This is a genomic window from Herbidospora sp. RD11066, from assembly GCF_054661255.1.
Genome location: NZ_BAAGDO010000003.1, coordinates 1,030,780 through 1,053,913, shown reverse-complemented (window position 1 = coordinate 1,053,913; position 23,134 = coordinate 1,030,780). Strand labels below are relative to the sequence as shown.

Annotated in this window: 18 protein-coding genes; 6 read left to right on the top strand and 12 right to left on the bottom strand. The window is 67.6% G+C overall.

Features of this window, described 5'->3' with window-relative positions; genetic code table 11:
• The first annotated feature begins 221 nt into the window (after window positions 1–221).
• Window positions 222–965 (top strand): hypothetical protein, encoded by a 744-nt coding sequence (locus ACYQ78_RS16510; RefSeq protein ID WP_459801701.1) that lies wholly within the window; start codon window positions 222–224, stop codon window positions 963–965.
• 56 nt (window positions 966–1,021) lie between these two features.
• On the opposite strand, the gene ACYQ78_RS16505 is transcribed toward ACYQ78_RS16510, so the two are convergent.
• The 4 genes from ACYQ78_RS16505 to ACYQ78_RS16490 form a co-directional block, all read right to left on the bottom strand.
• Window positions 1,022–2,290 carry a cellulose binding domain-containing protein gene (locus ACYQ78_RS16505; RefSeq protein WP_459801700.1) on the bottom strand — a complete coding sequence of 423 codons (1,269 nt, stop codon included), beginning with the start codon at window positions 2,288–2,290 and terminating at the stop codon, window positions 1,022–1,024.
• A gap of 73 nt (window positions 2,291–2,363) precedes the next feature.
• Window positions 2,364–5,600: a galactose-binding domain-containing protein gene (locus ACYQ78_RS16500; protein WP_459801699.1), complete on the bottom strand. Its 3,237-nt coding sequence runs from the start codon at window positions 5,598–5,600 to the stop codon at window positions 2,364–2,366.
• Window positions 5,597–6,970, bottom strand: coding sequence for a glycoside hydrolase family 43 protein (locus ACYQ78_RS16495; RefSeq protein WP_459801698.1), 1,374 nt, complete (start codon window positions 6,968–6,970; stop codon window positions 5,597–5,599). Before ACYQ78_RS16495 ends, ACYQ78_RS16500 begins: the two co-directional genes overlap by 4 nt.
• A gap of 69 nt (window positions 6,971–7,039) precedes the next feature.
• Window positions 7,040–8,029 carry a LacI family DNA-binding transcriptional regulator gene (locus ACYQ78_RS16490; protein ID WP_459801697.1) on the bottom strand — a complete coding sequence of 330 codons (990 nt, stop codon included), beginning with the start codon at window positions 8,027–8,029 and terminating at the stop codon, window positions 7,040–7,042.
• Between the two features lie 149 nt (window positions 8,030–8,178).
• Here ACYQ78_RS16490 and ACYQ78_RS16485 point away from each other — a divergent pair, with 149 nt between their 5' ends.
• Genes ACYQ78_RS16485 through ACYQ78_RS16470 form a run of 4 tightly spaced genes read left to right on the top strand, consistent with a single transcriptional unit; the run spans window position 8,179 to window position 12,839 of the window.
• A complete protein-coding gene (locus ACYQ78_RS16485) occupies window positions 8,179–9,462 on the top strand; it encodes an ABC transporter substrate-binding protein (RefSeq protein WP_459801696.1) in 1,284 nt (427 codons plus the stop codon).
• Window positions 9,459–10,334, top strand: a complete 876-nt coding sequence (locus tag ACYQ78_RS16480) for a carbohydrate ABC transporter permease (protein ID WP_459801695.1) — start codon at window positions 9,459–9,461, stop codon at window positions 10,332–10,334. The genes ACYQ78_RS16485 and ACYQ78_RS16480 overlap by 4 nt, the downstream gene beginning before the upstream one ends.
• Entirely contained in the window at window positions 10,331–11,110 is a 780-nt protein-coding gene (locus tag ACYQ78_RS16475) for a carbohydrate ABC transporter permease (protein WP_459801694.1), read from the top strand. The genes ACYQ78_RS16480 and ACYQ78_RS16475 overlap by 4 nt, the downstream gene beginning before the upstream one ends.
• A 22-nt stretch (window positions 11,111–11,132) precedes the next feature.
• Complete coding sequence (locus ACYQ78_RS16470) at window positions 11,133–12,839, top strand: glycoside hydrolase family 127 protein (RefSeq protein ID WP_459801693.1); 1,707 nt, start codon at window positions 11,133–11,135, stop codon at window positions 12,837–12,839.
• Here the strand turns inward: ACYQ78_RS16470 and ACYQ78_RS16465 are convergent.
• The 8 genes from ACYQ78_RS16465 to ACYQ78_RS16430 form a co-directional block, all read right to left on the bottom strand.
• A complete protein-coding gene (locus ACYQ78_RS16465; RefSeq protein ID WP_459801785.1) occupies window positions 12,797–14,728 on the bottom strand; it encodes a beta-galactosidase in 1,932 nt (643 codons plus the stop codon). The two genes, ACYQ78_RS16470 and ACYQ78_RS16465, sit on opposite strands and share 43 nt — an antisense overlap.
• Before the next feature lie 2 nt (window positions 14,729–14,730).
• Window positions 14,731–15,555, bottom strand: coding sequence for a carbohydrate ABC transporter permease (locus ACYQ78_RS16460; RefSeq protein WP_459801692.1), 825 nt, complete (start codon window positions 15,553–15,555; stop codon window positions 14,731–14,733).
• Window positions 15,552–16,412 (bottom strand): carbohydrate ABC transporter permease, encoded by an 861-nt coding sequence (locus ACYQ78_RS16455; RefSeq protein WP_459801691.1) that lies wholly within the window; start codon window positions 16,410–16,412, stop codon window positions 15,552–15,554. Before ACYQ78_RS16455 ends, ACYQ78_RS16460 begins: the two co-directional genes overlap by 4 nt.
• Window positions 16,413–16,474: 62 nt before the next feature.
• Entirely contained in the window at window positions 16,475–17,797 is a 1,323-nt protein-coding gene (locus ACYQ78_RS16450) for an ABC transporter substrate-binding protein (RefSeq protein WP_459801690.1), read from the bottom strand.
• 11 nt (window positions 17,798–17,808) lie between these two features.
• Complete coding sequence (locus tag ACYQ78_RS16445) at window positions 17,809–18,891, bottom strand: Gfo/Idh/MocA family protein (RefSeq protein ID WP_459801689.1); 1,083 nt, start codon at window positions 18,889–18,891, stop codon at window positions 17,809–17,811.
• Window positions 18,888–19,901 carry a Gfo/Idh/MocA family protein gene (locus ACYQ78_RS16440; protein WP_459801688.1) on the bottom strand — a complete coding sequence of 338 codons (1,014 nt, stop codon included), beginning with the start codon at window positions 19,899–19,901 and terminating at the stop codon, window positions 18,888–18,890. Before ACYQ78_RS16440 ends, ACYQ78_RS16445 begins: the two co-directional genes overlap by 4 nt.
• Entirely contained in the window at window positions 19,901–20,881 is a 981-nt protein-coding gene (locus ACYQ78_RS16435) for a Gfo/Idh/MocA family protein (RefSeq protein ID WP_459801784.1), read from the bottom strand. The genes ACYQ78_RS16440 and ACYQ78_RS16435 overlap by 1 nt, the downstream gene beginning before the upstream one ends.
• Window positions 20,881–21,951, bottom strand: coding sequence for a Gfo/Idh/MocA family protein (locus tag ACYQ78_RS16430; protein ID WP_459801687.1), 1,071 nt, complete (start codon window positions 21,949–21,951; stop codon window positions 20,881–20,883). The genes ACYQ78_RS16435 and ACYQ78_RS16430 overlap by 1 nt, the downstream gene beginning before the upstream one ends.
• A 126-nt stretch (window positions 21,952–22,077) precedes the next feature.
• Here ACYQ78_RS16430 and ACYQ78_RS16425 point away from each other — a divergent pair, with 126 nt between their 5' ends.
• On the top strand, window positions 22,078–23,112 hold the full coding sequence (locus ACYQ78_RS16425; RefSeq protein WP_459801686.1) for a LacI family DNA-binding transcriptional regulator: 1,035 nt from the start codon (window positions 22,078–22,080) through the stop codon (window positions 23,110–23,112).
• The last annotated feature ends 22 nt before the right edge of the window (window positions 23,113–23,134 follow it).

The window sequence follows — 23,134 nt, the reverse complement described above, 5'->3', positions numbered from 1 at the left end:
ATAATATTTCACTCGCGGAATGCGGCATTCGCCTGATTTTTGCTGGATATGTTCGATCGCCAGTTCGATTCGGCTCGGGTAAATTCCTCGTCATGGTGTCAACCGAGCACGAGGTCCCTCTAGAGCTCATCCGGGATTCACCCGCCCTTGTCACTCGATTTCTCACCGAGTTAGGAGTCGAACCCCCGAAACACACCTCGCTTCAGGTCGACCATTCCGGCGTGAACGAGACCAAGGTCACCGAACACCACAGCGATTCCGTGGTGCTTCTCCTCGACGGCAGCAAGGTCGTCATGGCGGTGATCGTGGAAGTCCAGCTCCGCTTCGAAAAGGACAAGATCTACGACTGGTTCCCCTATGTGGCGAACCTGTGGGCCAGGCGCCGCTGCCCGACCACGCTCATCGTGTACGCCCCCGAACGCAAAACCGCCCGCCGCTGCGCCGCCCCCATCACGATCGGCCATCCCGGTCTGACCCTGACCCCGCTGGTGATGGGGCCCGATGCGGTCCCGGTCATCACCGACACCCACGTCGCCCGGGAGACTCCGGAACTGACCCTGCTCTCCGGCGCCATCCATGGCAACGACAACCCTGACGTGCTGAAAGCCGTCGTTCACGCGCTGAACGCCATCGAGCCGTCGAAGACCGTCCTGTACGTTGAGTTCGTGGCCAAGCGACTGTCTGAGGCCGCGAAGAGGGAGCTGGAGACTCTCATGACGATGATCAAGCCCGAACGCCACAGCATCGTCGCCGTGACGAACTACGCGGCCGGACAAGCAGACGGACAGGCGACCGGCCGGGGCGACACCCTGCGGGAAGTCCTCTTCGATCTCGCCGAGGCGCGAGGGCTCACCCTGACCGACGAGTCGCGGTCACAGATCACGGCATGCACCGACCTCGACAAACTCGGCACATGGGTGAAGCGAGCAATGGTGGCGGAGCGCCCGGAAGACATCTTCCGGTAAGCGACAGCATTCGGGCGAAGAGGGGGTGCGCCCAATTTCAGGCACACCCCCCGCTTTCACAAGCCGTATCTACTCTTCACGTGACGCCAGAAGTCGCGGAACATCCACGCGTCGAATTCGGTGATCTGTGCCGCGCTGCCGGCCTTCATCAGGAATCCGCTCACTCCTGACGGAGTCCAGTCGTAGAAGTCGTCCAGGCCGAAGGTATGGCCGACTTCGTGTAGGTAGATATGCAGGTTCGTGGCGTTGAGGTTGTTCATGAAGTATTCCGACCCCATGCGCTGACCCCAGTCGCCACCCGCGCCGCCGCCGAATCCCGACGTCAGCCAGAGCGACATGTCATAGTGTCGAGCCGCCCCGCCAGGACAGTTCGGATACGTCCCGCCCTGGTTGAAGAAACGCCCACAAGGTGGTGCGCACTGCGGGGCGTTCTCGTTGATGTTGCCGACGTAGATGTCGACCGAGTTGTCCGTCCACTGGAGTTGCGCGCGGTCCCTGACCGCCCAGCCGACCACCCGCACCGGCACGTCGGTGTAGGGCCAGGCGTTGTGCCCGGCCATGACGTCCATCCACTTCTTGAACTGCCGGGCCAGGGTCGCGTGAATGGCGTCCCGCTGGGCCGCGGCCACCGTCGCCGAGGAGTCCCATCGAACGCAGTAGTTCACATAGCCCCGGTTCGCCATGATCTGGTCCCAGCCGTAGTTCCGGAACCCGTAGAGGTTCGGGTAGGTGCTCTCGACGTGTGACCAGACCTGGTTCAGCGGAGTCACCAGGTTCGACGGCGGGTTCCATCCGGTGGTCGGCGGCGGAGTGGGGGAAGGCGTCGGGCTAGGGGTCGGACTGGGCGTAGGGCTCGGCGTCCTGGAAGGGGTCGGGCTGGGTGTGGGACTCGGGGTCCTGGAGGGCGTGGGGCTCGGCGTCGTGGGGCCGCCGCCGCAGGTCACGCCGTTCAGGGTGTACGAGCTTGGCACCCCGTTCGCCCCGCTGTACGTCCCGTTGAAGCCGACCGTGATGCTCGCGCCCGTGGACAGGACGGGCGCGTACCCCGGCGCGGAAACGGTCACGTTGGAACCGGACTGGACCCACGTCCCGTTCCAGCCCTGGCTCACCTGCTGGTTCCCCGGCCACGTGAACCGCAGGGTCCACGGGTTCACCTGGTCCCCGAGGTTGTTGATCGTCACGTTGGCCCCGAAGGCCCCGCCGTTGTCCCACGTCTTCGCGTAGGACACGGAGCAGACGACGGCCGCTTGGGCGGGTTGGGCGACGATGACGCCCAGTGCGGCCATGACCGTCAAGGCCACGGCCCACAGAGATGTTCGTTTCATCGTGGGAGCGCTCCCAAATCAGAGAGGGGTGGAGCGGGCACCGCCCCCAAAGGGACGGCACCCGCAGATGGACCTAGTTCGCGTACGCCCTGACCTCAAGGAGGCCGAGTGAAGCGGTTCCCGTGCTGGTCAGCACCACTCTCAGGCGGGTGCTGCTCACGGGGGTGAAGGTCACCGAGTTGAACTGGTTCTTGGCCAGCCCGTAAGACCCGGGTATGTCCACGTAGGAAGACCCGTTCCAGTACTGGAGTTTCCAGGCCGACGGCATGTCGATGCCCTGCTCGTCGTCGAAGAAGTAGACCTCCGCGCGACCGAGCGTCTGGGCCGACGACCAGGTCAGTTCGCCGTACTGCGTGCCGGTCTCCGGCCAGGTGCCCCATCGCGGGTTCACGGTGTCGTTCGACGACGGCGGCGAGATGCCGTCGTTGAGCGCCGCGACCGTCTCCCACGACGAGGTGTAGGAAGCGGACGGCGTAGCCGCCAGAGCCAGGTTCGTCACGGGAGGCGGCGACCCGCCCCGGTTGTAGGCGGAGATCTCCGTGAGCCCGGTCTTGGTGCTCCCGTTGTTGGTCACCTGCACGCGGATCCGGGCCGCCGTCACCGACGGGAACGTCACCACGTTGTAGTTGGCCCGGGGCGCCGACGGGGTCTTGCTCTGCGACGGTACCGCCGTCCACGTCGATCCGTTCAGATACTGGATCGTGTACGACGAGGGCGCCCGATACGTCGCCGAGGCCGGACGTGAGTCCTTGAACCACAGCCGCACCTCGTTGACCGGCTGCGACGAGCCCAGGTTCAGCTCATACCAGTCGGTCGTCGAGCCGGTGCCACCCCAGAAGGGCTCGTTGACCGGCAGGCCGTCGATCGCGCCGGCGGTGCTGCTGCCGGACGCGGTCGTGGAGGCGCTGCCCGACGACGGGATCAGGCCCGAGGCCACGTTGATGCCGGCCTTGTCGAGGATGTCGGTCATCCGGCCGCTGGTGAAGGCCACCTGCGTCGGCGACTGGAGGCTCGAGAAGGCCTGGTTGTAGGCGACCGTTCCCGACGTGGTGACCGCGCCGGTCGCGGGGTCCCAGGTGAAGGGGACCAGCGAGTTCACGGTCGCGACCCGCGTACCGTTCACGAAGATCGAGTAGCCCTGGGGCACACCCGGGTAGCGGGTCACGCCGTCGGACGGGTCGTCCCAGGTGATGGTCAGGTCGGCGTTGCGGTAGCGCAGGTTGTTGATGGTGAAGTGGGTCCAGCCGATGTTGATCGGCGAGAGTTCCACCTTCGCGTCGTTGCGGGGGCGCAGGCCCGCGACGTCCTCGATGACCGTCCAGTTGCTGCTGCCCAGGATGTTGTGGTGGATCCACGACCGGTACTGGACGGAGGAGCCGTTCCAGTCGGCCCAGAACTCGTTGGCGTCGGGCCAGGCGGTGTTGCCGCCGACGTACTGGGCCCAGGTGTTCCAGTACAGGAGCTTCTTGTAGTCGTTCGTGGTCATCCACGAGTTCGGGTAGTTGCGCAGGACGGAGGAGTAGAGCCGGAACTGCACGGTCGAGTTGATCGTGGAGAAGTTGTTCGAGCCGGGCTCGCCCTGCGCCGCCGCCGCGGCCTTGTCGACCTGGTTGGCGGTGTAGAAGGGGAAGATCGGATACTGCGCCGGGTCGTCGTACAGGCGCAGGGCCTGGCGGTACGTCGCGGTGTTGGGGATCGCGCCGACGGAGAACGGGTAGTAGTTGTTGATCTCCTTCCACGGCACGTACTCGTTGGTCGACTTCAGCCGGTGCTCGAAGAGCTGGCGCGACGGGTTCCAGAGCACGTTCACGATGGCGTTCTGGATGTCGGTCGCCAAAGTGCGCATCTCGGTCGCCTTAGAAGAATTCCCTACGGCTTCATAGGCCTGGGCCGAAGCGAGCGCGCCGCTGTACTGGTAGGCCGACTCCGCCCGGTCCATCCGGCCGGGCTTCCAGTGGAAGGACACCGCGTCGGCGTCGTTGCCGGTGAGGGCGCCCCAGTCGTACTCGATGAGCTTGTTGTTGTCGGTGTCGTAGTAGCTGAGCTGGCCCTTCACGTCGCGCTCGGCGTAGCGCGCGAGCGCGCCGGCGATCGCGGGCTGGCCGCCGTGGATCTGGTAGGCCCGCCAGGCCGCCTCGGCGATGTACTGGGTGTAGCTGTTCGACCAGTTCTCGGGGTCACCGGGGTTGTCCATGAAACGGCCGTTCCTGGACGTCTGGCCGGTGGACAGCCAGTTGCCGTAGGCGTACATCGGCGTCCGGAGGTACTTCAGGTCGTCGATGTGCATCGGCTGGGTGAGCGCGATCGCGTTGTTGTAGCCGAGCACGCCCTCCATCGACACCGGGAACTGGAACGTCTGCCCGGGGATGTCGGCGTCGAGGTTGTTGTACCTCATCAGCCACCAGCGGTAGTAGACGTTCTTCTTGATCGCGGGCTCGGCCACGTCGATGTAGGGCAGGTTCTGCGCCCACCACAGGTTGTAGGCCCGCACGTGCGTCGCGAACGCGGTGGCGTTCGTGAAGCCCTTGTACGTGTTGTACTCGGTCAGCGAGTCGGGGATCTCGTTCGTCACGAAGCCCATCACGACCTTGGCCGTCACGGTCGCGCCCGGCGCGACGGTGACCGAGCGGTTCAGGCCGCCGCTGCTCACGGTGAAGCCGTCACCGCTCAGCCGGGGGAACAGCGTGGTCAGGTTGTTGTACGCGTTCACCTGCCCCGTCAGCTCGTTGCCCGAGCCGCTGGTGGCATAGGGCGAGGTCGCCCTGAGCTGGAGTGTCGACGACGAGCTGCCGTTGTTGACGATCGAGTAGTTCGCCACGGCGACGTTGTTGTTGGTGATGAACTTCTGCTGCGTCACCACGAGGGACCCGCTCGTGTGCACGCTGCGCCAGTACGACGGCGCCTGGAACCGCTGGGAAACCTGCTCGGAGAAGGTTCCCGGAGTGATCGCGACCGTGAAGGCGGAGGAACCGCCGATCGCCTCCCAGTACGCCACCTGGCCGGAGAAGCCGAGCGTGCCGGGGTTGTGCGTCTTCATGTAGAGCCCGCGGCCCCGCGTCATCAGCCAGTTCCCGGCCGGGTCACTGCCTGTTCTGCCGAGGAGGCGGTCCATCCAGAAGTCGGTGCCGGAGGATTCGGCGTCGTACATGGCCTGCATCATGTTGCCGGTCGTGTACGACACGGGCGGAGCGGGGATGGTGCCCCCGCTGAAGGTGGGGAAGCCGATCGTCTGCGCCGCCGAAGCGGCTGGCCCTGCGACGATCAGCCCGGCTAAGAGTGCCAGCGCGGCTGAAGCGCGGAGGAATTTCATACGCCCACGGTCCATTCGATCATTCCGGTCGAGAAACCGGTCCGGGAGGTCATGTTGAGCCGGAGTCGGGTGGTGGAGATCTGCGGGAACGTCATGGTGTTGTACTGGTTGGCGGCGACCCCGCAGGAGCCGATGTTCACGTAGGCCGAGCCGTTCCAGTACTGGAGCTGGCACGACGCCGGGAGGTCGATCCCCTGGTTGTCGTCGAACCAGTAGGCGGCGGACTTACCGATGTTCTGCGCCGTCGGCCAGCGGTATTCGACCCACTGGGTGCCCTGCTGGTTCCAGTTGCCGTAGACGCCATGGGATCGGTCGGCCGAGTTGGTCGGCGTGAACCCGTCCTTGACGGCGTTGAGCGTCTCCCACGACGAGACGTAGGAGGTGGAGGCGGTCGCCGACAGAGCCAGGTTCCCCGACGTCGAACCACCGGTGGTCTGGACGACCTTCTGCATCGTCCCGTCGGCATTGAAGTAGAGCTTGTCGAGCGTCACCGACCTGCGGAAATTGCCTCCGCCCGGCGCGGCGGCGTTGTGGTAGACCATGTACCACTGGCCCTTGTACTCGATGATCGCCGGGTGGTTGGTCGTCGAGCTGACCATGTCGAGCACCACGCCGCGGTGCGTCCACGGGCCGAGCGGGTTCGAGGCGGTCGCGTAGCGGATGCAGGCGTACCCCGGGGAGGCACAACCGGAGTCGTTGGCCGCGTAGGCCAGGTAGTACATCCCGTTGCGCTTGAACATCCAGGGCGCCTCCCAGAAGTTCGACACTCCCGACGGCGTGATGACCGAGCCCTGCAGAGAGGTCATGTTGCTGTTCAGGCGGGCCGCGCGGAGGCCGTAGTAGGAGCCCCAGTACATGTAGACCTGACCGTCGTCGTCGGTGAAGACGGTCGGGTCGATGTTGAGAGGCGAGGAGTTGGCGGTGGAGTCGCTGATCAGCGGGCCGCCGATGGCGTCGGTGAACGGGCCGGTGGGGCTGTTGCCGACGGCCACGCCGATGTTCATCCAGCCGGGGCCGTTGCCGTTGATGGAGACGAACCAGTAGTAGCGTCCGTCGGCGCCGCGTTCGACCTCACTGGCCCAGGCGTCGAGGCCGGCCCAGGAGAAGTTCGAGATCGCCAGGCGAGCGCCCTGGTCGGTGAAGGTGGCGGCGTCACTGGAGGAGTAGACGTGCCAGTCGCGCATGACGAAGTTCTGGCCACTCGCGGTGGCCTCGTCGTGGCCGGTGTAGAGGTAGAGGGTGTCACCGACGACCAGGGCGGCCGGGTCCGCGGTGTAGATCTGGGTGGTGATGGGGGCCGCCGCCTGCGCGGGTAGGGCGAGGCCCAAAAGTAAGAGCAGGGTCGCGGGGATGGCTAATCGGCGTTTCACGGGAGCGGGTCCTTTCGACGATGTTAGCGTTAACATCTCCAGGGCACCACCCGGGTGGCGGTGCGAGGCTCAGGTGGAGTCGCGGATGACGAGCTGTACCGGCATGCGGTGCACGCCAGGAGTGGCACGGCCGTCGATGGCCGCGAACAGGTGCTGGGCCGCGGTCCGGCCGAGCACTTCCAGATTCATGTCCATGGTGGTCAGCGGCGGGCGGCTCTCTGCGGCCAGGACCTCCCAGTTGTCGTAGCCCACGATGGCGATGTCCTCGGGGATGCGCCGCCCGCGTTCCCTGGCGGCCTCGATGAACCCGGCCGCGATCTGGTCGCTGCCGCAGAACACCGCGTCGATGTCGGGGTCGGCGTGCAGCACCATCGCGGCGGCCTGGCGGCCCCAGCGCTGCGACCACTGGCCCCAGAACACCGGCCCGGGTTCCAGACCGGCCGCGTGCAGCGCGGCGGCGGCCCCCTCGGCGCGTTCGCTCGCCGCCTGGTAGGTCGCGGGACCGGTCACGTGGGCGATCCTGCGGCGGCCGAGGGTGACCAGGTGCCGGATGGCCGTGGCCGACCCTTCGAGGTCGTCGGGGACGAAGGACACGTCGTCGGGGTCGTCGGAGGGGCCGTAGGCGTACACCACCGGAACGCCCAGGTCACGGCTGATGGAGGGGCGCGGGTCGGTGCTCTCGCCCACGACGATGATGCCGTCGACCCGGCGGGCCAGTAACGTGCGGATGTAGTGCTGCTCGCGGATCGAGTCGCCGCGCGCGTCGCACAGGAGCACGGCCATCTCGCCGCCGCCGAAAGCGTCTTCGGCGCCCAGCATCACCGGGATCCCGAAACGACCGACGCTGTCGCTCGTCAGCAGGCCGACTGTACGAGTGGGACCACCGAGCAGGCTGCGAGCGGCCGGATTGGGCCGGAACGACAGCTGTTCCGCAGCCTCCAGGACGCGCTGCCGGGTCTCGGCGCGCACCTGGTCTTTGTTGTTGAGCGCCTTCGACGCGGTGGCGACCGACACTCCGGCCAGGTGAGCCACATCGCTGATCGTGGCGATACGTTGCATCGAAAGCCTTTTCCGTTGTGGTGGTATACCGCCCGAAGGTAGCTGCGCATTTGTGACAGAGCAAGGGCTTCACACACCCCGGATCGGGGCGTATGTTGCGGCTACATTTCCGAAAACCTTTTCAGTTTTTCGGTTGAGAGGAACCCCCCATGCTCAGAAAACTGCCCGCGCTCGCCGTGGCTGCGCTCCTCGCAACATCCCTGGCCGCCTGCGGTGGCGGCGCTGAAGAGACGACCCCCTCCACTCCGCAGGAACCGGCCGCAGCCGCCCCTGCCACCATCACGATGTGGACCCGCGCGGCCACCCAGGCGCAAAGTGAACGCCTGGTGAACGCGTACAACGCCTCGCACAAGAACCAGGTCAAGCTGACCGTCATCCCGACCGACAACTACCAGCCGCGCATCGCCGCGGCGGCCGGGGCCAAGCAGCTTCCCGACATCTTCGCATCGGACGTGGTGTTCGTGCCGAACTACACCTCACAAGGGTTGTTCGCCGACATCACCGACCGTATCGCCGCGCTGCCGTTCAAGGACTCGCTGGCCCCGTCGCACATGACGCTCGGCACCTACGAGGGCCGCCAGTACACGCTGCCGCACACCCTCGACCTGTCGGTCTGGTTCTGGAACAAGGACCTGTACGAGAAGGCCGGGCTCGACCCCGAGAAGGGCCCGACCACGCTCAAGGAGTTCGCCGAGCAGGCCACGACCGTCCAGGAGAAGCTCGGCGGCGACGGCAAGGTCAGCGGCACGTTCTTCGGCGGCAACTGTGGCGGCTGCTACGTCTTCACCTTCTGGCCCTCGGTGTGGGCGGCCGGCGGCGAGGTCATGAACGCCGAGGGCACCGAGTCGATGGTCGGCGCCTCCCCCATGACCGACGTCTTCTCGATCTACCGGGGCCTCTACGAGAGCAAGGCCACCGGCCCCACCGCGAAGGAGGAGCAGGGCCCGACCTGGACCGGCTTCTTCCCGAAGGGCGAGATCGGCGTCATGCCGATGCCGTCCACCACGCTGGGCTCGATGCCGGCCGACATGAAGATCGGCGTCGCCCCCATCGCCGGGCCCGACGGCGGCGAGTCGACCTTCGTCGGCGGCGACTCGGTCGGCATCTCGTCGAACTCGACCAACGTCGACGCGGCCTGGGAGTTCCTGTCGTGGACGGTCTCCGACGAGGCCCAGGTCGAGATCATGGCCAAGAACAAGGACGTCCTCGCCCGGGTCGACCTGGCCAACAACAAGTACTCGGCTGAAGACCCGCGCGTCGTCCTGATCAACTCGCTGGTCGGCAAGGGCCGCACGCCCTACGCGCTGAAGTTCGGCGAGACGTTCAACGACCCGCAGGGGCCGTGGCTCCGGCTCGCCCGTGAGGCCGTGTTCGGCGACGTGGCGAAGGTGGCCGGGCTGAACGAGACCATCAACCAGTCGCTGACTCAGTGACGTCCGAGCCCAGAACGGCCCCCCGGCCGGCGCGCCGCCGCGCGCTGGCCGGGTGGGCGTACGCCGCTCCCACGGCGCTGATCGTGGCGGTGCTGTTCATCGCGCCGCTCGTGCTCGTGGTGTTCATGTCGCTGAACAAGTGGCCCTTGCTGGGCGCGGCCAAGCTGAACTTCCCGGCCAACTACACGAAGATCCCCGACGACCCGCTGTTCCTCGACTCGGTGTTGTTCACCCTGAAGTACACGGTGATCATCACCGTCCTGCTGTCGGCGGTGGCGCTGGGCCTGGCCCTGCTGGTGCAGGACCGCAGGAAGGGGGTCGGGTTCTTCCGCGCCGCGTTCTTCCTGCCCGGGGCGGTCGGCTTCGCCGCGGCGGGGCTGGTGTTCTACGGCATGCTCAACAACGACTTCGGCCCGTTCGGGTTCCTCGGCGTGAACTGGATCGGCTCCCCGAACATGGCGCTGACCTCCACGATCATCCTGGTGCTCTGGAGGTTCGCCGGGTTCAACATGCTGATCCTGCTGACCGGCCTCCAGGCGATCCCGGTCGAGGTGTACGAGGCGGCGCGGGCCGACGGCGCCAACCGCTGGCAGATCTTCCGGCGGATCACCCTGCCGCTGCTGCGCCCGACGATCGCGCTGATGCTGATCCTGTCGATCACGGGGTCGCTGCTCGCGTTCGACCAGTTCTTCATCTTCACCAACGGCGGCCCGGACAACAGCACGGTGTCGATGGTGATGGTGGTCTACCGCAACGCCTTCTTCCGCTTCGACCTGGGCGGCGCGGCGGCGCTCTCGGTGGTGCTGCTGATCGTGCTGGTCGCGCTGAACGCCGTACAGATGCGGATCCTGAGGGGAGCGACGACCAAGTGAGGTACTACTCGCCCCGGCTGGCCTTGTCGGTGATCTTCCTGTTCCCGCTGATCTGGAGCGGGTGGGCGTCCGTGCAGGGGCCCGACGGGCTGACGGCGGCCAACTACCGGAGCATCGTCGGGTTCGGCGAGGGGCTGACGACGTATCTGGGCAACAGCCTGGCGCTGTCGGGGATGACCGTGGTCGGGACCGTCGTGGTGGCGACGCTCGGTGGCTACGCGTTCGCCCGGTTCTCCTTTCCGGGGAAGAACCTGCTGTTCCTGGCGGCGCTGGCCATCTTGATGGTCCCCTACGCCACGATCCTGATCCCGCTCTACGTGCTGCTCGACTATGTCGGGCTGCAGAACTCGCTGCTCGGGCTGTCGCTCGTGTTCGTGATGTTCCAGTTGCCGTTCGCGCTGTACATGATGCGCAACTCGTTCGAGGCGATCCCCCGCGAGATCGAGGAGTCGGCGCTGGTCGACGGCGCGGGGTCGCTGCGGGTGCTGGTGTCGGTGCTGCTGCCCGCCGTGCGGCCCGGCCTGGTGACCGTGGGGCTGTTCGCGTTCCTCGCGTCGTGGAACGACTTCTTCGCGCCGTTGATCCTGCTCAGCGACGGTGCGAGTTTCCCGCTGCCGGTGGCGGTGGTGAGCATGACGCAGCGCACCTTCGGCGCGATCGACTACGGCGTGCTGCAGGCGGGCGTCATGGTCATGGCGGTTCCGTGTCTGATCCTGTTCCTCGTTCTCCAGCGCTATTACGTGCGCGGATTCATGTCTGGAGCCTTGCGTGGATAGTCCTGTCGTGCCATCGGGTGGCGTGCTGACTCCTCTGGGGATCTCTTCGGTACGACTTCACGACGGATTCTGGGGCGCACTGCCCACCGAGACGATCATCGATCACTGTCACGAATGGATAGACCGGGTCGGCTGGGTGGCCAACTTCACCGGCGCCCCGCGCCGGGGCCGGGAGTTCAGCGACTCCGAGGTCTACAAGCTGATGGAGGCCATGGCCTGGAGAGGCGACCCGCGCCTCGAAGCGCTGAGCGCGGTGCTCGCCGCCGCCCAGGAGTCCGACGGCTACCTCAACACCAAATGGGGCCACGCCCGCTACACCGACCTCGAATGGGGCCACGAGCTCTACTGCTACGGCCACCTGATCCAGGCCGGGGTGGCCCAGGCCCGTGCCGCGGGCGGCGGCGAGCTGTTCGAGGTCGCCAGGCGCGCCGCCGACCACGTCTGCGACGTGTTCATGAACGGACGCGGCGTCTGCGGCCACGCCGAGATCGAGATGGCCCTGATCGAGCTCTACCGCGTGACCAAGACCGAGCGCTACCTGGAGATGGCCCGCCGCTTCATCGACCGCAGGGGCACCCCGGCCCTCTCGGACATCGAGTTCGGCCGCGCCTACTTCCAGGACGACGTGCCGATCAGGAAGGCCGACGTCTTCCGCGGCCACGCCGTCAGGATGCTCTACCTGAGCAGCGCCGTGGTCGACCTGGCCGTCGAGACCAACGACCGCGACCTGCTCGACCTGGTCGAACGCCAGTGGGAGCGCACCGTCGCCCGCCGCACCCACCTCACCGGCGGCATGGGCTCCCGGCACAGCGGCGAGTCGTTCGGCGAGGACTGGGAACTGCCGCCCGACCGCGCCTACAACGAGACGTGCGCCGGAGTGGCGTCGTTCATGCTGTCGCACCGGCTCCTGCTGGCCACCGGCAACCGCCGCTACGCCGACGTCGCGGAGCGCACCTTCTACAACGTCATCGCGGCCGGCCCCGCCCTCGACGGCCAGTCGTTCTTCTACACCAACCCGCTCCAGGTCAGGGTGCCCGCCGAGACCGTCTCAGGTGTCAGCCCCCGCGCCGACGGGAGCCTGCGGGCCCCGTGGCGGGCGGTGTCGTGCTGCCCGACGAACCTGGCCAGGACCTTCGCCGCCCTGCCCGCCTACGTCGCCACCAGCAACGACGCCGGTGTGCAGATCCAGCACCTCACCCCGGCCCGCGTCGAGCACGACGGCTTCGTGATCGAGATGTCCACCGACGTCCCGTGGTCGGGAACCGCGACCCTGCGCGTGGTCGAGGCCCCCGACCGGCTCCGGGTACTGTCGTTAAGGCTCCCCCTGTGGGCGGGCGGCGGCACGGCCGAGTGGTCCCGCGTCTGGACGCCCGGCGAGGAGGTCTCCGTCGACCTGCGGATGACCCCGCGCTGGGTCGAGCCCGACTCGCGCATCGACGCCCTGCGCGGCTGCGTCGCGGTCGAGCACGGCCCTCTCGTCTACTGCGCCGAGGCCCCCGGCGACCAGCCGCCGCTGTCGCGGATCACCGTCGACACCTCGCAGCCGCCGGCCGTGACGGACGACGGGCTGGAGGTCGCGGCGACGTTGACGCAGGTGGAAGACCAGCCGTGGCCGTACGGCCCGCCCGTGGACGACGGGGGCGAGCCGGTGCGGCTACGGCTGCGGCCCTACTACCAGTGGGGCAATCACGGCCCGGCGACCATGCGGGTGTGGCTGCCCAAGAGCTGACCGCTGCGGGCGGGAACCCCGCCCTGTTCCTCGTAGGTCCAGTTGACCGCGATCACGGCCGGGCGGCCGCCGATCGTCACGGGGCGGGTGTAGAGGCCCGGGACGCCCTGGCCGGGGCGTCCGAGCAGGTCGAGAACGGCCGATCTCAGCGTCGGGTCGGCCTTCCGGCCATAGGCCAGCGACAGGTAGGTGCCCACCAGGACGGCGGTGCGGTGGCGGGTGATCGCCGGACCGCCGTCGGCGAAGCAGGCCAGCGCCTCGGCGCCCTCCAGCCGAAGGTGGTCGCGCTGCCAGCAGGTCGGCAGTTGCGCGCCGTCGTATTCAAACGAACCGGAGGCGAGGTCGGCGTCGACATGGTGGACGCCGAACAGCTCTTCGAGCAGGATGCGCGGGCGGCGGGCCCCGTTCGGGGCGTATTCGCCGGGCGCCGCCTCGGCCACCAGGGTGCCGCCCCGGGCGACGAACGCGTCGAGGGCCTCGGCCAGTTCGGGTGAGGCGACCGAGGGCATCGGCCAGTAGATCGCCTCGATGTGGTCGGGGATGGCCCGGGTGTCGTGGAGGATCTCGACCGGTTCGCCGGCGTCCGACAGCAGCCGGTACGCCCCCATCACGGCATCCCGGTAGAGGTCCATGGTCCGGTCGGTCGCGAAGGCGTGCAGGGCGGAGCGGCGGGAGACGAGCAGGCCGGTCTTCCCCGGTTCGGGGACGATCTCGCCCAGGTCCCGCACCGCCTCGGCGAAGGAGGTCACCGCGTGGACCCGGTCGGTGAGCGACCCGTCCGGAGCGCACAGGCCGTAGCCGGGGCTTTCCGGGCCCAGCAGCTCGGGGCGCCACTGCCAGAAGACGACCCCGGAGGCGCCCGACGCGATCGAGTTCCACATCCACAGGCCGACCGTGTCGGCCGTCGGGTGGCCGGTGCTCCTGTAGCCGTCGCGTCGCCCCCGGCCGCCCTGGAGTTCGGCCTGCCAGAAGGGCTTCCCGGCCGACGCGCCCCGGGCCGCGTCGAGGTTGAACAGGTGCTCGACCGGGTCGTCGCCCATCAGCCAGGTCGGGAAGCTGGACGTACCGAAGAGATCGACCGGACCCGTGAGGTCGAACTCGTCGAGCGTGTGCGTGGCCAGCTGGCCGGTGAAGCCGCTCAGGGCCACGTGGGTCATGACCGGCGTGTCCGGATCGGCCCCGCGCACGATCCCGCACCGCCGGTCGAGCCAGCCGGAGAGGTTGCCGAACCAGTGCTCCCGCCAGTCGATCATGTCGGGCACCGCCTCGAAGATCCGGGGCGGCGCGACCTCGTCCCACGACGAATAGCGCCGTGACCAGGTCTCATTCAGCTCGGAAAGCGAATAGCGCTCCTGAAGCCAGGTCCCGAACCGCTCAAGCGAGGCGGGGCAGTAGCAGTAGATGCGGTCGGGGAAGTAGGACGCCGGTTCGAGGTGGGGTTCGTTCCAGACGTCCCAGAACCGCAGTGCGGGATGGTTCCGGTAGCGGCTGACCAGCGCTTCCAGGAAGGCCGTGACCGCCGTCCACACCTCCTCATTGTCGAAGCACAGCCCCGGCCAGCCGCCTCCGGGCGTGTTCATGGCGGCGGTCAGCTGGATCGCACGGCCCTCGTGGTCGACGTAGCGCGCGTGGGGAAGGCGCTCCTCCAGCCAGTAGGGCGCGTTCTCCAGGATCGTGTTGATCACCACGCCGAGCTGATGCTTCGCTGCCAGGTCCATGAGTTCGTCCAGGTCGGCGAAGTCGAACTCCCCTGGCGAGGGGTTCATCCAGCTCCAGCAGGCCCAGAACTTCACCGTGTTCAGCCCGGCCTCGCGCATCCGGCCGAGGTCGCGGTCCCAGTCGTGGCGCGGCGGGTTGGGGGGCCGGTAGTACTGCGCGCCGATGATCATCGTCACCCTTTCACTGCTCCGAAGGTCAGGCCACGTACGAGGAACCGCTGGGCCGCCAGCCCCAGCACGAAGACGGGGATCATCGCCAGCACGGCGGCGGCCGAACTGCCGCCCCAGTCGACCGACACGGTCCCGATGAACGACGCCACGCCGATCGGCACCGTCTGCGTCTCGCGGCCCGACAGGACGAGCGCGAACAGGAACTCGTTCCACGAGAACAGCAGGCAGAGCACCCCGGTCGCGGCCAGGCCCGGGGAGGTCAGCGGCAGCGCGACACGCATGAACGCGCCGAACCGGCCGGTGCCGTCGACCTGCGCCGCCTCTTCGAGGTCACGTGGCAGCTCCTCGAAGAACGACCGCATCATCCAGATGACGATCGGGAGGTTGAAGGTGGTGTGCGCGGCGACGAGAGCGGCGTACGTACCGAGCAACTGGAGTTTCTGGAAGATCACGAACATCGGGACCACGAGCGCGACGGCGGGCACCATGCGCGTGAACAGGATCAGCCAGGCCAGGCCCTCGCGCCCGCGCACAGGGAGGCGGGCGAGGGCGTAGGCGGCCGGCACCCCGACGACGATCGACAGCAGGGTGCTGCCGAGCGCCACGATCGTGCTGTTGACCAGGAAGGTCTGGAAGCTCAGCTCCCCGAGCACCTTCCCGAAGTTGTCGCCGGTCGGGGTGAATGCCAGTGAGGGGGTCGAGGAGAAGATGTCCTGCGGCGATTTGAAGGAGTTCACCGCCACCGTCAGGATCGGCACCAGCACCCAGAGCAGGAACAGCCCGACGACGACGTAGCTACCGATGATCCACCAGTCGCGGCGTTTCACGTGAGCACCTCCCGCTTGCGCAGCAGCCTGATGTAGACGCTCGAAATGATCACGACCGTGACGAGGATGAAGATGCTCAGCGCCATGGCGTAGCCCATGTCGAAATAGGAGAACCCGGTCCGGTACGTATAGAGCCCGATCGTCTCGGTCGAGAGCCCCGGACCGCCCTTGGTCAGCACGAACACCGTGTCGAAGATCCGATAGGTGTCCATCGTGCGGAACAGCAGCACGATCATGACCTGCGGCACGATCGCCGGGATCACGATCCGCCGGTAGATGGTGGGCCTGCCCGCGCCGTCGATCGAGGCGGCCTCGAACTGCTCGGTGCCGATCGAGAGCATCCCGGCGTGCAGGATCAGGATGACGAACGGCGTCCACTGCCAGATGTCGACGGCGATCAGCGCGGGCAGGGCGAGCTGAGCCTCCCCGAACCAGCCGATCGACGTGCCGGTGAGCTGGGCGACCAGCCCGAACTGGGGGTCGAGCAGATACCGCCACAGCAGCGCGGTGATGACCGGGGCGATGATCATCGGCAGCAGGATGAGGGCGTTGGCGAGCTTGCGCCCCTTGGTCATCTCGAACAGCGCCGCCGCGATGACGAACCCGAGCACGAGCTCGATCCCCACCGCGAACACCACGTAGACGACCGTGTTGAGCACCGCCGTCCCGACCGTCGGGTCGGACAGCAGCTTCGTGTAGTTGGACAGGCCGACGAACTGTTTGGGCAGGTCGAGGTCGGTGAGGCTCCAGCTGAACGCCGACAGCCCGGCCGAGTAGACCAGCGGCACGATGATCAGCGCGACCAGCAGGATCAGCGCCGGGGCCATCATCGAATGGCCCAATGCCTTCTTTCGCATGACTTCTCCCGTGGTTAGCGGGCCCGGAGGTCGCCAACCAACCCTCCGGGCCCGCTGCTCGGTCAACCGCCCAGGGTCGTCTGGACGGCCTGGACCATCGCGTCGGCCGCCTGGTCGGGCGTGAGCTTGCCCTGGATGGCCTCCTGGACGGCGAGCTCGATCTGGTCCTGCGCCTTCGGCCACGAGGGCAGGCTGGGCTGCGGGTTCGACGTGGTCAGGGCGTCGTTCATCGCCGTCAGGAACGGCAGCTTCGCCTGAACGTCGGCGTTGGTGTAGAAGTCCTTGGTCGCGCCGGCGGTGGCGGCGGCGAGCGCCACCTTCGCCTGCTGGGCGCCGCTGGTGTACCACTGGAGGAACGAGTAGGCCGCGTCCTTGTGCTGCGAGTTGGCCGCGATGCACCAGTTCCAGTAGATGAGCTCACCGGCAGGCTTGCCCGCGGTGAACTGCAGCGGTGCGTAGCCCCACTTGCCTGCGGTGGCCGACTTCGCCGGGTCCTCCAGCGCCTGGAGTGAGGGGGTCGTCGAGATGATCATCGCGGCCTTGCCCTGGGCGGCGGCCGTCGCGGCCTCGTCCACGTGGAAGTTGAGCACGCCGCTCGGCGCCGCCTTGGCGGCCTTGACGTAGAAGTCGACGGCCTTGGCGGCCTTCGCCCTGTCGAGATTGGTCTTCTGGTCGGGGCCGTACCACCAGTTGTCCTGCGCGGTCAGCAGGGAGCCCATGATGTCGGCGACCGCCCCGGCGCGCTTGCCCGGGATGGCGATGCCGGCCATCCCGTCCTTGCCGTTGAGCTGCGCCGCCGCGGCGGCGACCTCGTCGAGGGTGGTCGGCGCAGGGATCCCTGCCGCCTCGAAGACGTCTTTCCGGTAGGCCAGCAGCGTGGTCGACACGAAGTCGGGCACGCAGTACTGCTTGCCGTCATAGGCGCCCTGCGACAGCACGTTCGGCAGGTACGAATCGGCCGAGAAGCCGCTCGGGTTGCGCTTGGCGTCGGCCAGGTAGTCACCGATCGGGGCGAGATGCCCCGCCTTGGCGAACTCGCCGAACCAGCTCGGGTGGACGTAGAGGATGTCGTAGCCACCGGCCCCCGAAAGGGTCAGGGCCTGCTTGTCGTGCAGGTTCTCGTAGGGGACGGCGTCGAGGTCGAGGGTGCCGCCGGTGTCCTTCGACCATTCGGCGGCGGCCTCCTTCTGGCCGCTGGTCCACGGGTCGCCCGCCCACCGGGAGAGCACGAGCTTCTCGCCGGTGAACTTGCCCATCGGGCCACCGGCGGTGGCGGGTGCGGCGTTGGGGTCACCGGTGGCGGTCGTGCCGCCGGTGGAACCACAGGCCGTCAGGGTCAGTGCGGTGAAGAGCGCTATCGGCCACCGGGGGGATCGTCGAGACATCGGGCATCTCCTTACTGAAGGGGTGTGACTGGCACCGCCGTGCCCCCCGAGGCGGCGGAGGTGTAGCCGGCCTCGATGACGGCCAGGCACGCCAGGCCGTCGTCGAGCGTGGGGCCGAACGGCCGCAGGCCCTGCTGAACGCGATGGATGTAGGAGGCGACTTCCCTCTTGTAGTGGTGCACGTGAGGAGGCCAGGAGCCGTAGTCGTGCGGCTCGCTGACGTCGGGTTCGATGTGGGGGGTGGTCCAGCCCCGGTAGAGCGGGTCGTCGCCCGACCGGTAGACCTCCACCCGAGGGAAGGGATCGGTGGCGCGCATGACGAGCGAGCCGCCGGTGCCGTAGATCTCCAGCGAGTTCCGCATCCCGATGTCGGCCGACAGACTCCACACCGTGCCGATCTCGGCGAGGCCTCCGTCGGCGTAGCGGGCCAGCGCGACGGCGATGTCCTCGCCGTCGAGACCGGGCTTGTCGCGGTTGGCGGTCATCGCGGTGACCTCGGTGATGTCACCGACGAGCCAGCGCAGCAGGTCGACGCCGTGCGATCCCTCGTCGATCCAGGCGCCGCCGCCGCCGAGCACCGGGTCGTTCATCCACTCGACCATGTCGGGCGGGCAGCCGATCTCGGCGATCCCGGCCAGGCCGATGAAGCTGCGGGTCAGCAGGATCTTCCCCAGGACGCCCGACTCGACGATCTTCTTCGCCCGGTCGGCCTCCTTGCTGAAGCGGCTGACGAAGGCGGCGGTGCCGTCCACCCCTGCTTTGGCGACGGCCTCGGCCATGGCCTTGGCGTCTTCCACCGTGGTCGCCACGGGCTTCTCGCAGAAGACGTGCTTGCCGGCCTCGGCCGCCGCGATCACCTGGTCGCGGTGGCGGGAGTTCTCGGAGTGGACCATGACGATATCGACGTCATCGCGGGCGACGAGATCTTTGTAATTGGGGATGAATTCCGCATTCCATCTCTCAGCGGCGGCTTGGCCCCTCTCCACGTTGTCGTCGGAGATCGCCACGACCTCGACGCCGGGGATCTCGCTCAGCGCTTTGGCCCGGAACTCGGCGTGCACGTGCGCCCAGCTGACCATCCCGACCCGGATCATGACGACTGCCCTTCTGATGATTGGTGGTGTATGTTCTCCCGGCGCCCGCTGGCCAGGGAGCGGGTCGCCGCGTCGACGACCGCCAGGACATCGCGTCCCACGGAACCCTCGGAGAACGAGGGCTCGCCCGTCCGGATGCAGTTGGTGAAATGGGTCAGCATCGTGAGGTGCCCGTCGGCGAGCAGCCCCGGAACCGGCAGGGGGAACGACCACCCTGTCGTGCCGACCACCTGCATCGGCTGTCTGTGCAGGTTGTCGATGAGGATACGACCCTCGGTGCCGAAAACCTCAAAACGGGAATCCATCGCGCCCGCCAGGCTCCAGCTGTCCTCGCACTGACCGAGAACCCCGTTACCGAAGCGAACGGTGAGAACCGCGGTGTCCTCGGCCGAGGTGCGGTCGCCCCACACGAAGGTGTCCGCATCCGCGTAGACACTGGTGATCGGGGCGTTGGCGAAGAATCGGCAAAATTCCAGGCTGTGTACGGCCATGTCGAGCATCGCCCCGCCGCCACTGCGTACCGGGTCGAAGAACCAGTCAGAGTGGGGCTCGCCGATGCCCTCACAGGCCTTGACCCGGAAGACCTCCCCGATCTGCCCGGCGTCGACGAGCTTCTTCGCCTCCTGGACGGCCGGGATGAAAGGGACGTTCTCGGCGTAGAACAGCCGGGTTCCGGCCGCTTTCACCGCTGCGAGCATCTCGTCGGCCTCGTCGAGGCTTCTGGCCAGGGGCTTGATGCAGATGGCGTGCTTGCCGTGCTCGGCGGCGGTTTTCACGGCCGGGAGGTGGACGTCGGGCGGGGCGACCACGTCGACGACATCGGCGTCCTGGACGGCCTCTTCGAGGTCGGTGTAGGCGCGGGCTCCGTAGGGGGCCGCCGCCTTCTCGGCGGATTCGAGGCTGGTGGCGACCACACCGGTGATCTCCACGCCGGGGATCTGGGCGAGGGCCGGCAGATGCATCTGGGTGGCCCAGAAACCGGCGCCGACCACCACGATCCTGATGGTCATCAGAAGGTCACCACCCTGGCTTCGTCCAGGGACTGCTGGGCGGCGAGGCAGAGGGCGAGGGCGTCGCGGGCCTCCTGGGCACCGACGCCGATAACGTTGTCCGCTCTGCCGTTGATCCGGTCGACGAAGTGCTGCTGCTCGCCCCGGTAGCCGTAGTCCCAGACGAGGTCGGGGTAGCCGAAGCCCTTGGCCTTGTCGAAGGTCCTGGTGATCTGGTTCGTCACCAGGTCGATCGAGTTGCTGCCCTTGGAGCCGTAGGTCTCGATGGTGAAGTTGCCGTGGCCGGCGGTCCAGGTCACGTACATGCTGGAGACCACGCCCGTGGTGTGGCGGACCTGGATGGTGGCGTTGTCCGGGCTGTTGAAGCGCTTGGCGCCGTCGAGCACGTAGGCGCCGCCGTCGGTGTAGACCTTCTCGGCCGGGCCGTACAGCCAGAGCACCAGGTCGGCGAAGTGGACGAGCGTGTCGAGGATGACGCCGCCGCCCTGCGCCGGGTCGTAGAACCAGTCGTTGGTGGGCTCCCACCCGAAGACGGCGGCCCTGGAGGCGATCAGGGTGCCGAGCTCGTCGTCGACGATCTGCTTCTTGAGCTGCGGCATCGGCGGGGTGAAGCGGAGCATGAAGCCGTATTGGAGGATGCGGTCGATGCCCGCCGTCTCGGCGACGACCCGGTCGGCCTCTTCGAGAGTGAGCGCGATGGGCTTCTGACAGAAGACGTGCTTCCCGGCCTTGACCGCCGCGATGGCCTGCTCGGGGTGCAACGCATTGGGCGAGGCGATGAGCACGGCATCGATATCGGGATCGTCGAGAATCGCCTCCATGGACGGGGCGACCGTTAGGCCATAGTCCTTGGCCAGGCTTTGGGCCGCGGCCTCGACCGGGTCGGTGCAGGCCACAAGTCGGCCTCCGGCGACACCTTGATAGGCATTGGCGTGGACGCGAGCGATGCGGCCCGCGCCGATCAAGGCGACGTTGACCATCACGATTCCTCCGTCAGCGGCAGGGAGACACGTCGGCCGGTCTCGTGGGACTCGTAGGCGCCGATGATCATTTCGAGGGCCTTCAGGCCGTCTTCGGCCGTGGGGACGCCGTCGAGGTCCGCGCCGTTGACCCAGTCGCGGAAGGCGACCAAGAGGTCGCGGTAGCAGGCCTCGTAGCGTTCCTCGCCGACCAGGTCGAAGTACTGCCGGCCCTTCCACGGGTCGTCGATCCCCTGGATCTCGACCTGGGGGCTCTTCTGGTAGTGGAGTTCGATCTCGCCGCGGGTGCCGCTCAGCGACGCGTGGTCGGGACTCGACAGGGGGCCGAAGTAGTCGGGCGCGTGCCAGGTGCTCTCCACCGTCACGATCGCGCCGCTGTCCATCGTGTACGTGGCGATGCCGTAGTCCTCGACGCCCAGGTCCTTGTAGGTCAGCGAGCCCATGTGCGCGGTCACGGAGACGGCGTCCTGGCCGAAGAACCAGCGGAAGAAGTCGGTGAAGTGCACCCCGTGGTCGAGGAACCCGCCGCCGCCACCGCGCACCGGGTCGGCGTACCAGCCCTGGGTGTCGGTGTTGGGGCTGTCGGTGATCGCCCCGACGGGGAACCGGATCGAGTAGAACCCCGACACCAGGTCGCCGACCGCCCCGGCGCGGACCGAGTCGAGCACCTTCCGGTAGGCGGGCAGGTAGCGCAGCAGGTAGGCCATCATGACCTTGACCTGGCCGCTCGCCGTCACGATGCGCTGCGCGTCGGCCATGGTGGTCGCGATCGGCTTGTCGAGCAGCACGTGCTTGCCCGCCGCCGCCGCGAGCTCCACGTGGTCGGCGTGGGCCGACGTGTACGACGTGATGATCACCGCGTCGACGTCGTCGCGCCGGATCAGTTCGGCGTAGTCGGTCGTCCAGTCGCCGTCGGTGTATTGTGCCGCGAACTCCTTCGCCAAGTCGGCCCGTTCGTCCGCGACCCCCACCAGGCGGAGCCCGTCGACGCCCCGCTTCAAATAGTCGGCGAACGGATACGCGTGGTAGTGGTTGTGCAGACCGACGATGCCGATCCCCAGGTCAGTCAAGGCGGGATCCCTCCGAACCATCTCGTGCCTCTGGTTACGCAACCGGTTTACTCAACCGGTTGCGTTGTATAGTGACTCTTACCGGGATGGAGCACAAGAGGTTACGTCCACGTTTCTTACAAGGGGATGATCAACGTCAAAAAGGAAGGAAAGCTGACAATCAGGGACATCGCGGCCCTAGCGGGAGTCTCCGCAGGGACCGTCTCCCGCGCGATGAACGGCCAGGCCGGAGTGGGCCCGGAGACCCGGCTGCGCATTCAGCAGATCATCGAAGAGCACCAGTTCCAGGTCGACCCGACGGCCCGCATGCTGTCGACCGGCCGCAGCCAGACGCTGGCCGTGGTGTTTCCGCTGCACGCGTCCGAGGTCGTCATGCATCCGGTCTATCCCGCTCTGCTGGGAGCGCTGGGCGACGCGGCCGAACGCGCGGGCTACGACATCCTGCTGCTGACCCAGTCGGCCGAGAAGGCCGCCCACGTGGTCGACACGGTCGTCCGCCGCCGGGTCGACGGCGTGGTCCTGCCCGCGGCGGGCTCCCGCGACCCGTTGATCAAACAGCTCACCGGCATCGGCGCCCCGACCGTTCTGATCGGCCACCGCACCAACCGCGAGGGCGTCGGCTGGGTCGACTCCAGCCACGACACCGCCGCCCACGACCTGACCCGCCTCATGCTCGACACGGGCCGCCGCGACCTGGTGATGCTCAACGGCCCGGCCCACGTGTCGGCCTGCAAACTGAGATCGGCGGGCTTCTGGAAGTGCGTCAACGCGGCCGGCGACGCGGTCGACTCGGCCCGCGAGATCCGCGTCCCCTTCGACACCGACGCGGCGACCGCCGAAGCCCTGAAGCTCCTGAGCGAACCGGGCCGCCCGACCGGCGTGGTCTGCGGCTCGGACACGATAGCGGCCGGAGTCATGGACGCCGCCCACAGCCTGGGCCTGCGCGTCCCCGACGACGTGGCGGTCACGGGCTTCGACGACCGCTCCTTCGCCGCCCGCACCACCCCGACGCTGACCACGGTCCGCATGCCCCTGGACGACATCGGCAGAACCGCCGCCCAGATGCTCTTCGCCATGATCGGCGGCACCCAGTCCCCCCGCAAGGTCATCCTCCCCACAGAGATCATCCTCCGCGGCTCCACCCCGGCCCGGGAGGCTTGATCACAGGTCCCGGGCGTGCACC

Bases quoted from the DNA above. Each gene is read 5' to 3' on its own strand.
- ACYQ78_RS16505 (WP_459801700.1), bottom strand. From the start codon at position 2,290: ATGAAACGAACATCTCTGTGGGCCGTGGCCTTGACGGTCATGGCCGCA.
- ACYQ78_RS16500 (WP_459801699.1), bottom strand. From the start codon at position 5,600: ATGAAATTCCTCCGCGCTTCAGCCGCGCTGGCACTCTTAGCCGGGCTG.
- ACYQ78_RS16490 (WP_459801697.1), bottom strand. From the start codon at position 8,029: ATGCAACGTATCGCCACGATCAGCGATGTGGCTCACCTGGCCGGAGTG.
- ACYQ78_RS16485 (WP_459801696.1), top strand. From the start codon at position 8,179: ATGCTCAGAAAACTGCCCGCGCTCGCCGTGGCTGCGCTCCTCGCAACA.
- ACYQ78_RS16465 (WP_459801785.1), bottom strand. From the start codon at position 14,728: ATGATCATCGGCGCGCAGTACTACCGGCCCCCCAACCCGCCGCGCCAC.
- ACYQ78_RS16455 (WP_459801691.1), bottom strand. From the start codon at position 16,412: ATGCGAAAGAAGGCATTGGGCCATTCGATGATGGCCCCGGCGCTGATC.
- ACYQ78_RS16450 (WP_459801690.1), bottom strand. From the start codon at position 17,797: ATGTCTCGACGATCCCCCCGGTGGCCGATAGCGCTCTTCACCGCACTG.
- ACYQ78_RS16445 (WP_459801689.1), bottom strand. From the start codon at position 18,891: ATGATCCGGGTCGGGATGGTCAGCTGGGCGCACGTGCACGCCGAGTTC.
- ACYQ78_RS16440 (WP_459801688.1), bottom strand. From the start codon at position 19,901: ATGACCATCAGGATCGTGGTGGTCGGCGCCGGTTTCTGGGCCACCCAG.
- ACYQ78_RS16435 (WP_459801784.1), bottom strand. From the start codon at position 20,881: ATGGTCAACGTCGCCTTGATCGGCGCGGGCCGCATCGCTCGCGTCCAC.
- ACYQ78_RS16425 (WP_459801686.1), top strand. From the start codon at position 22,078: ATGATCAACGTCAAAAAGGAAGGAAAGCTGACAATCAGGGACATCGCG.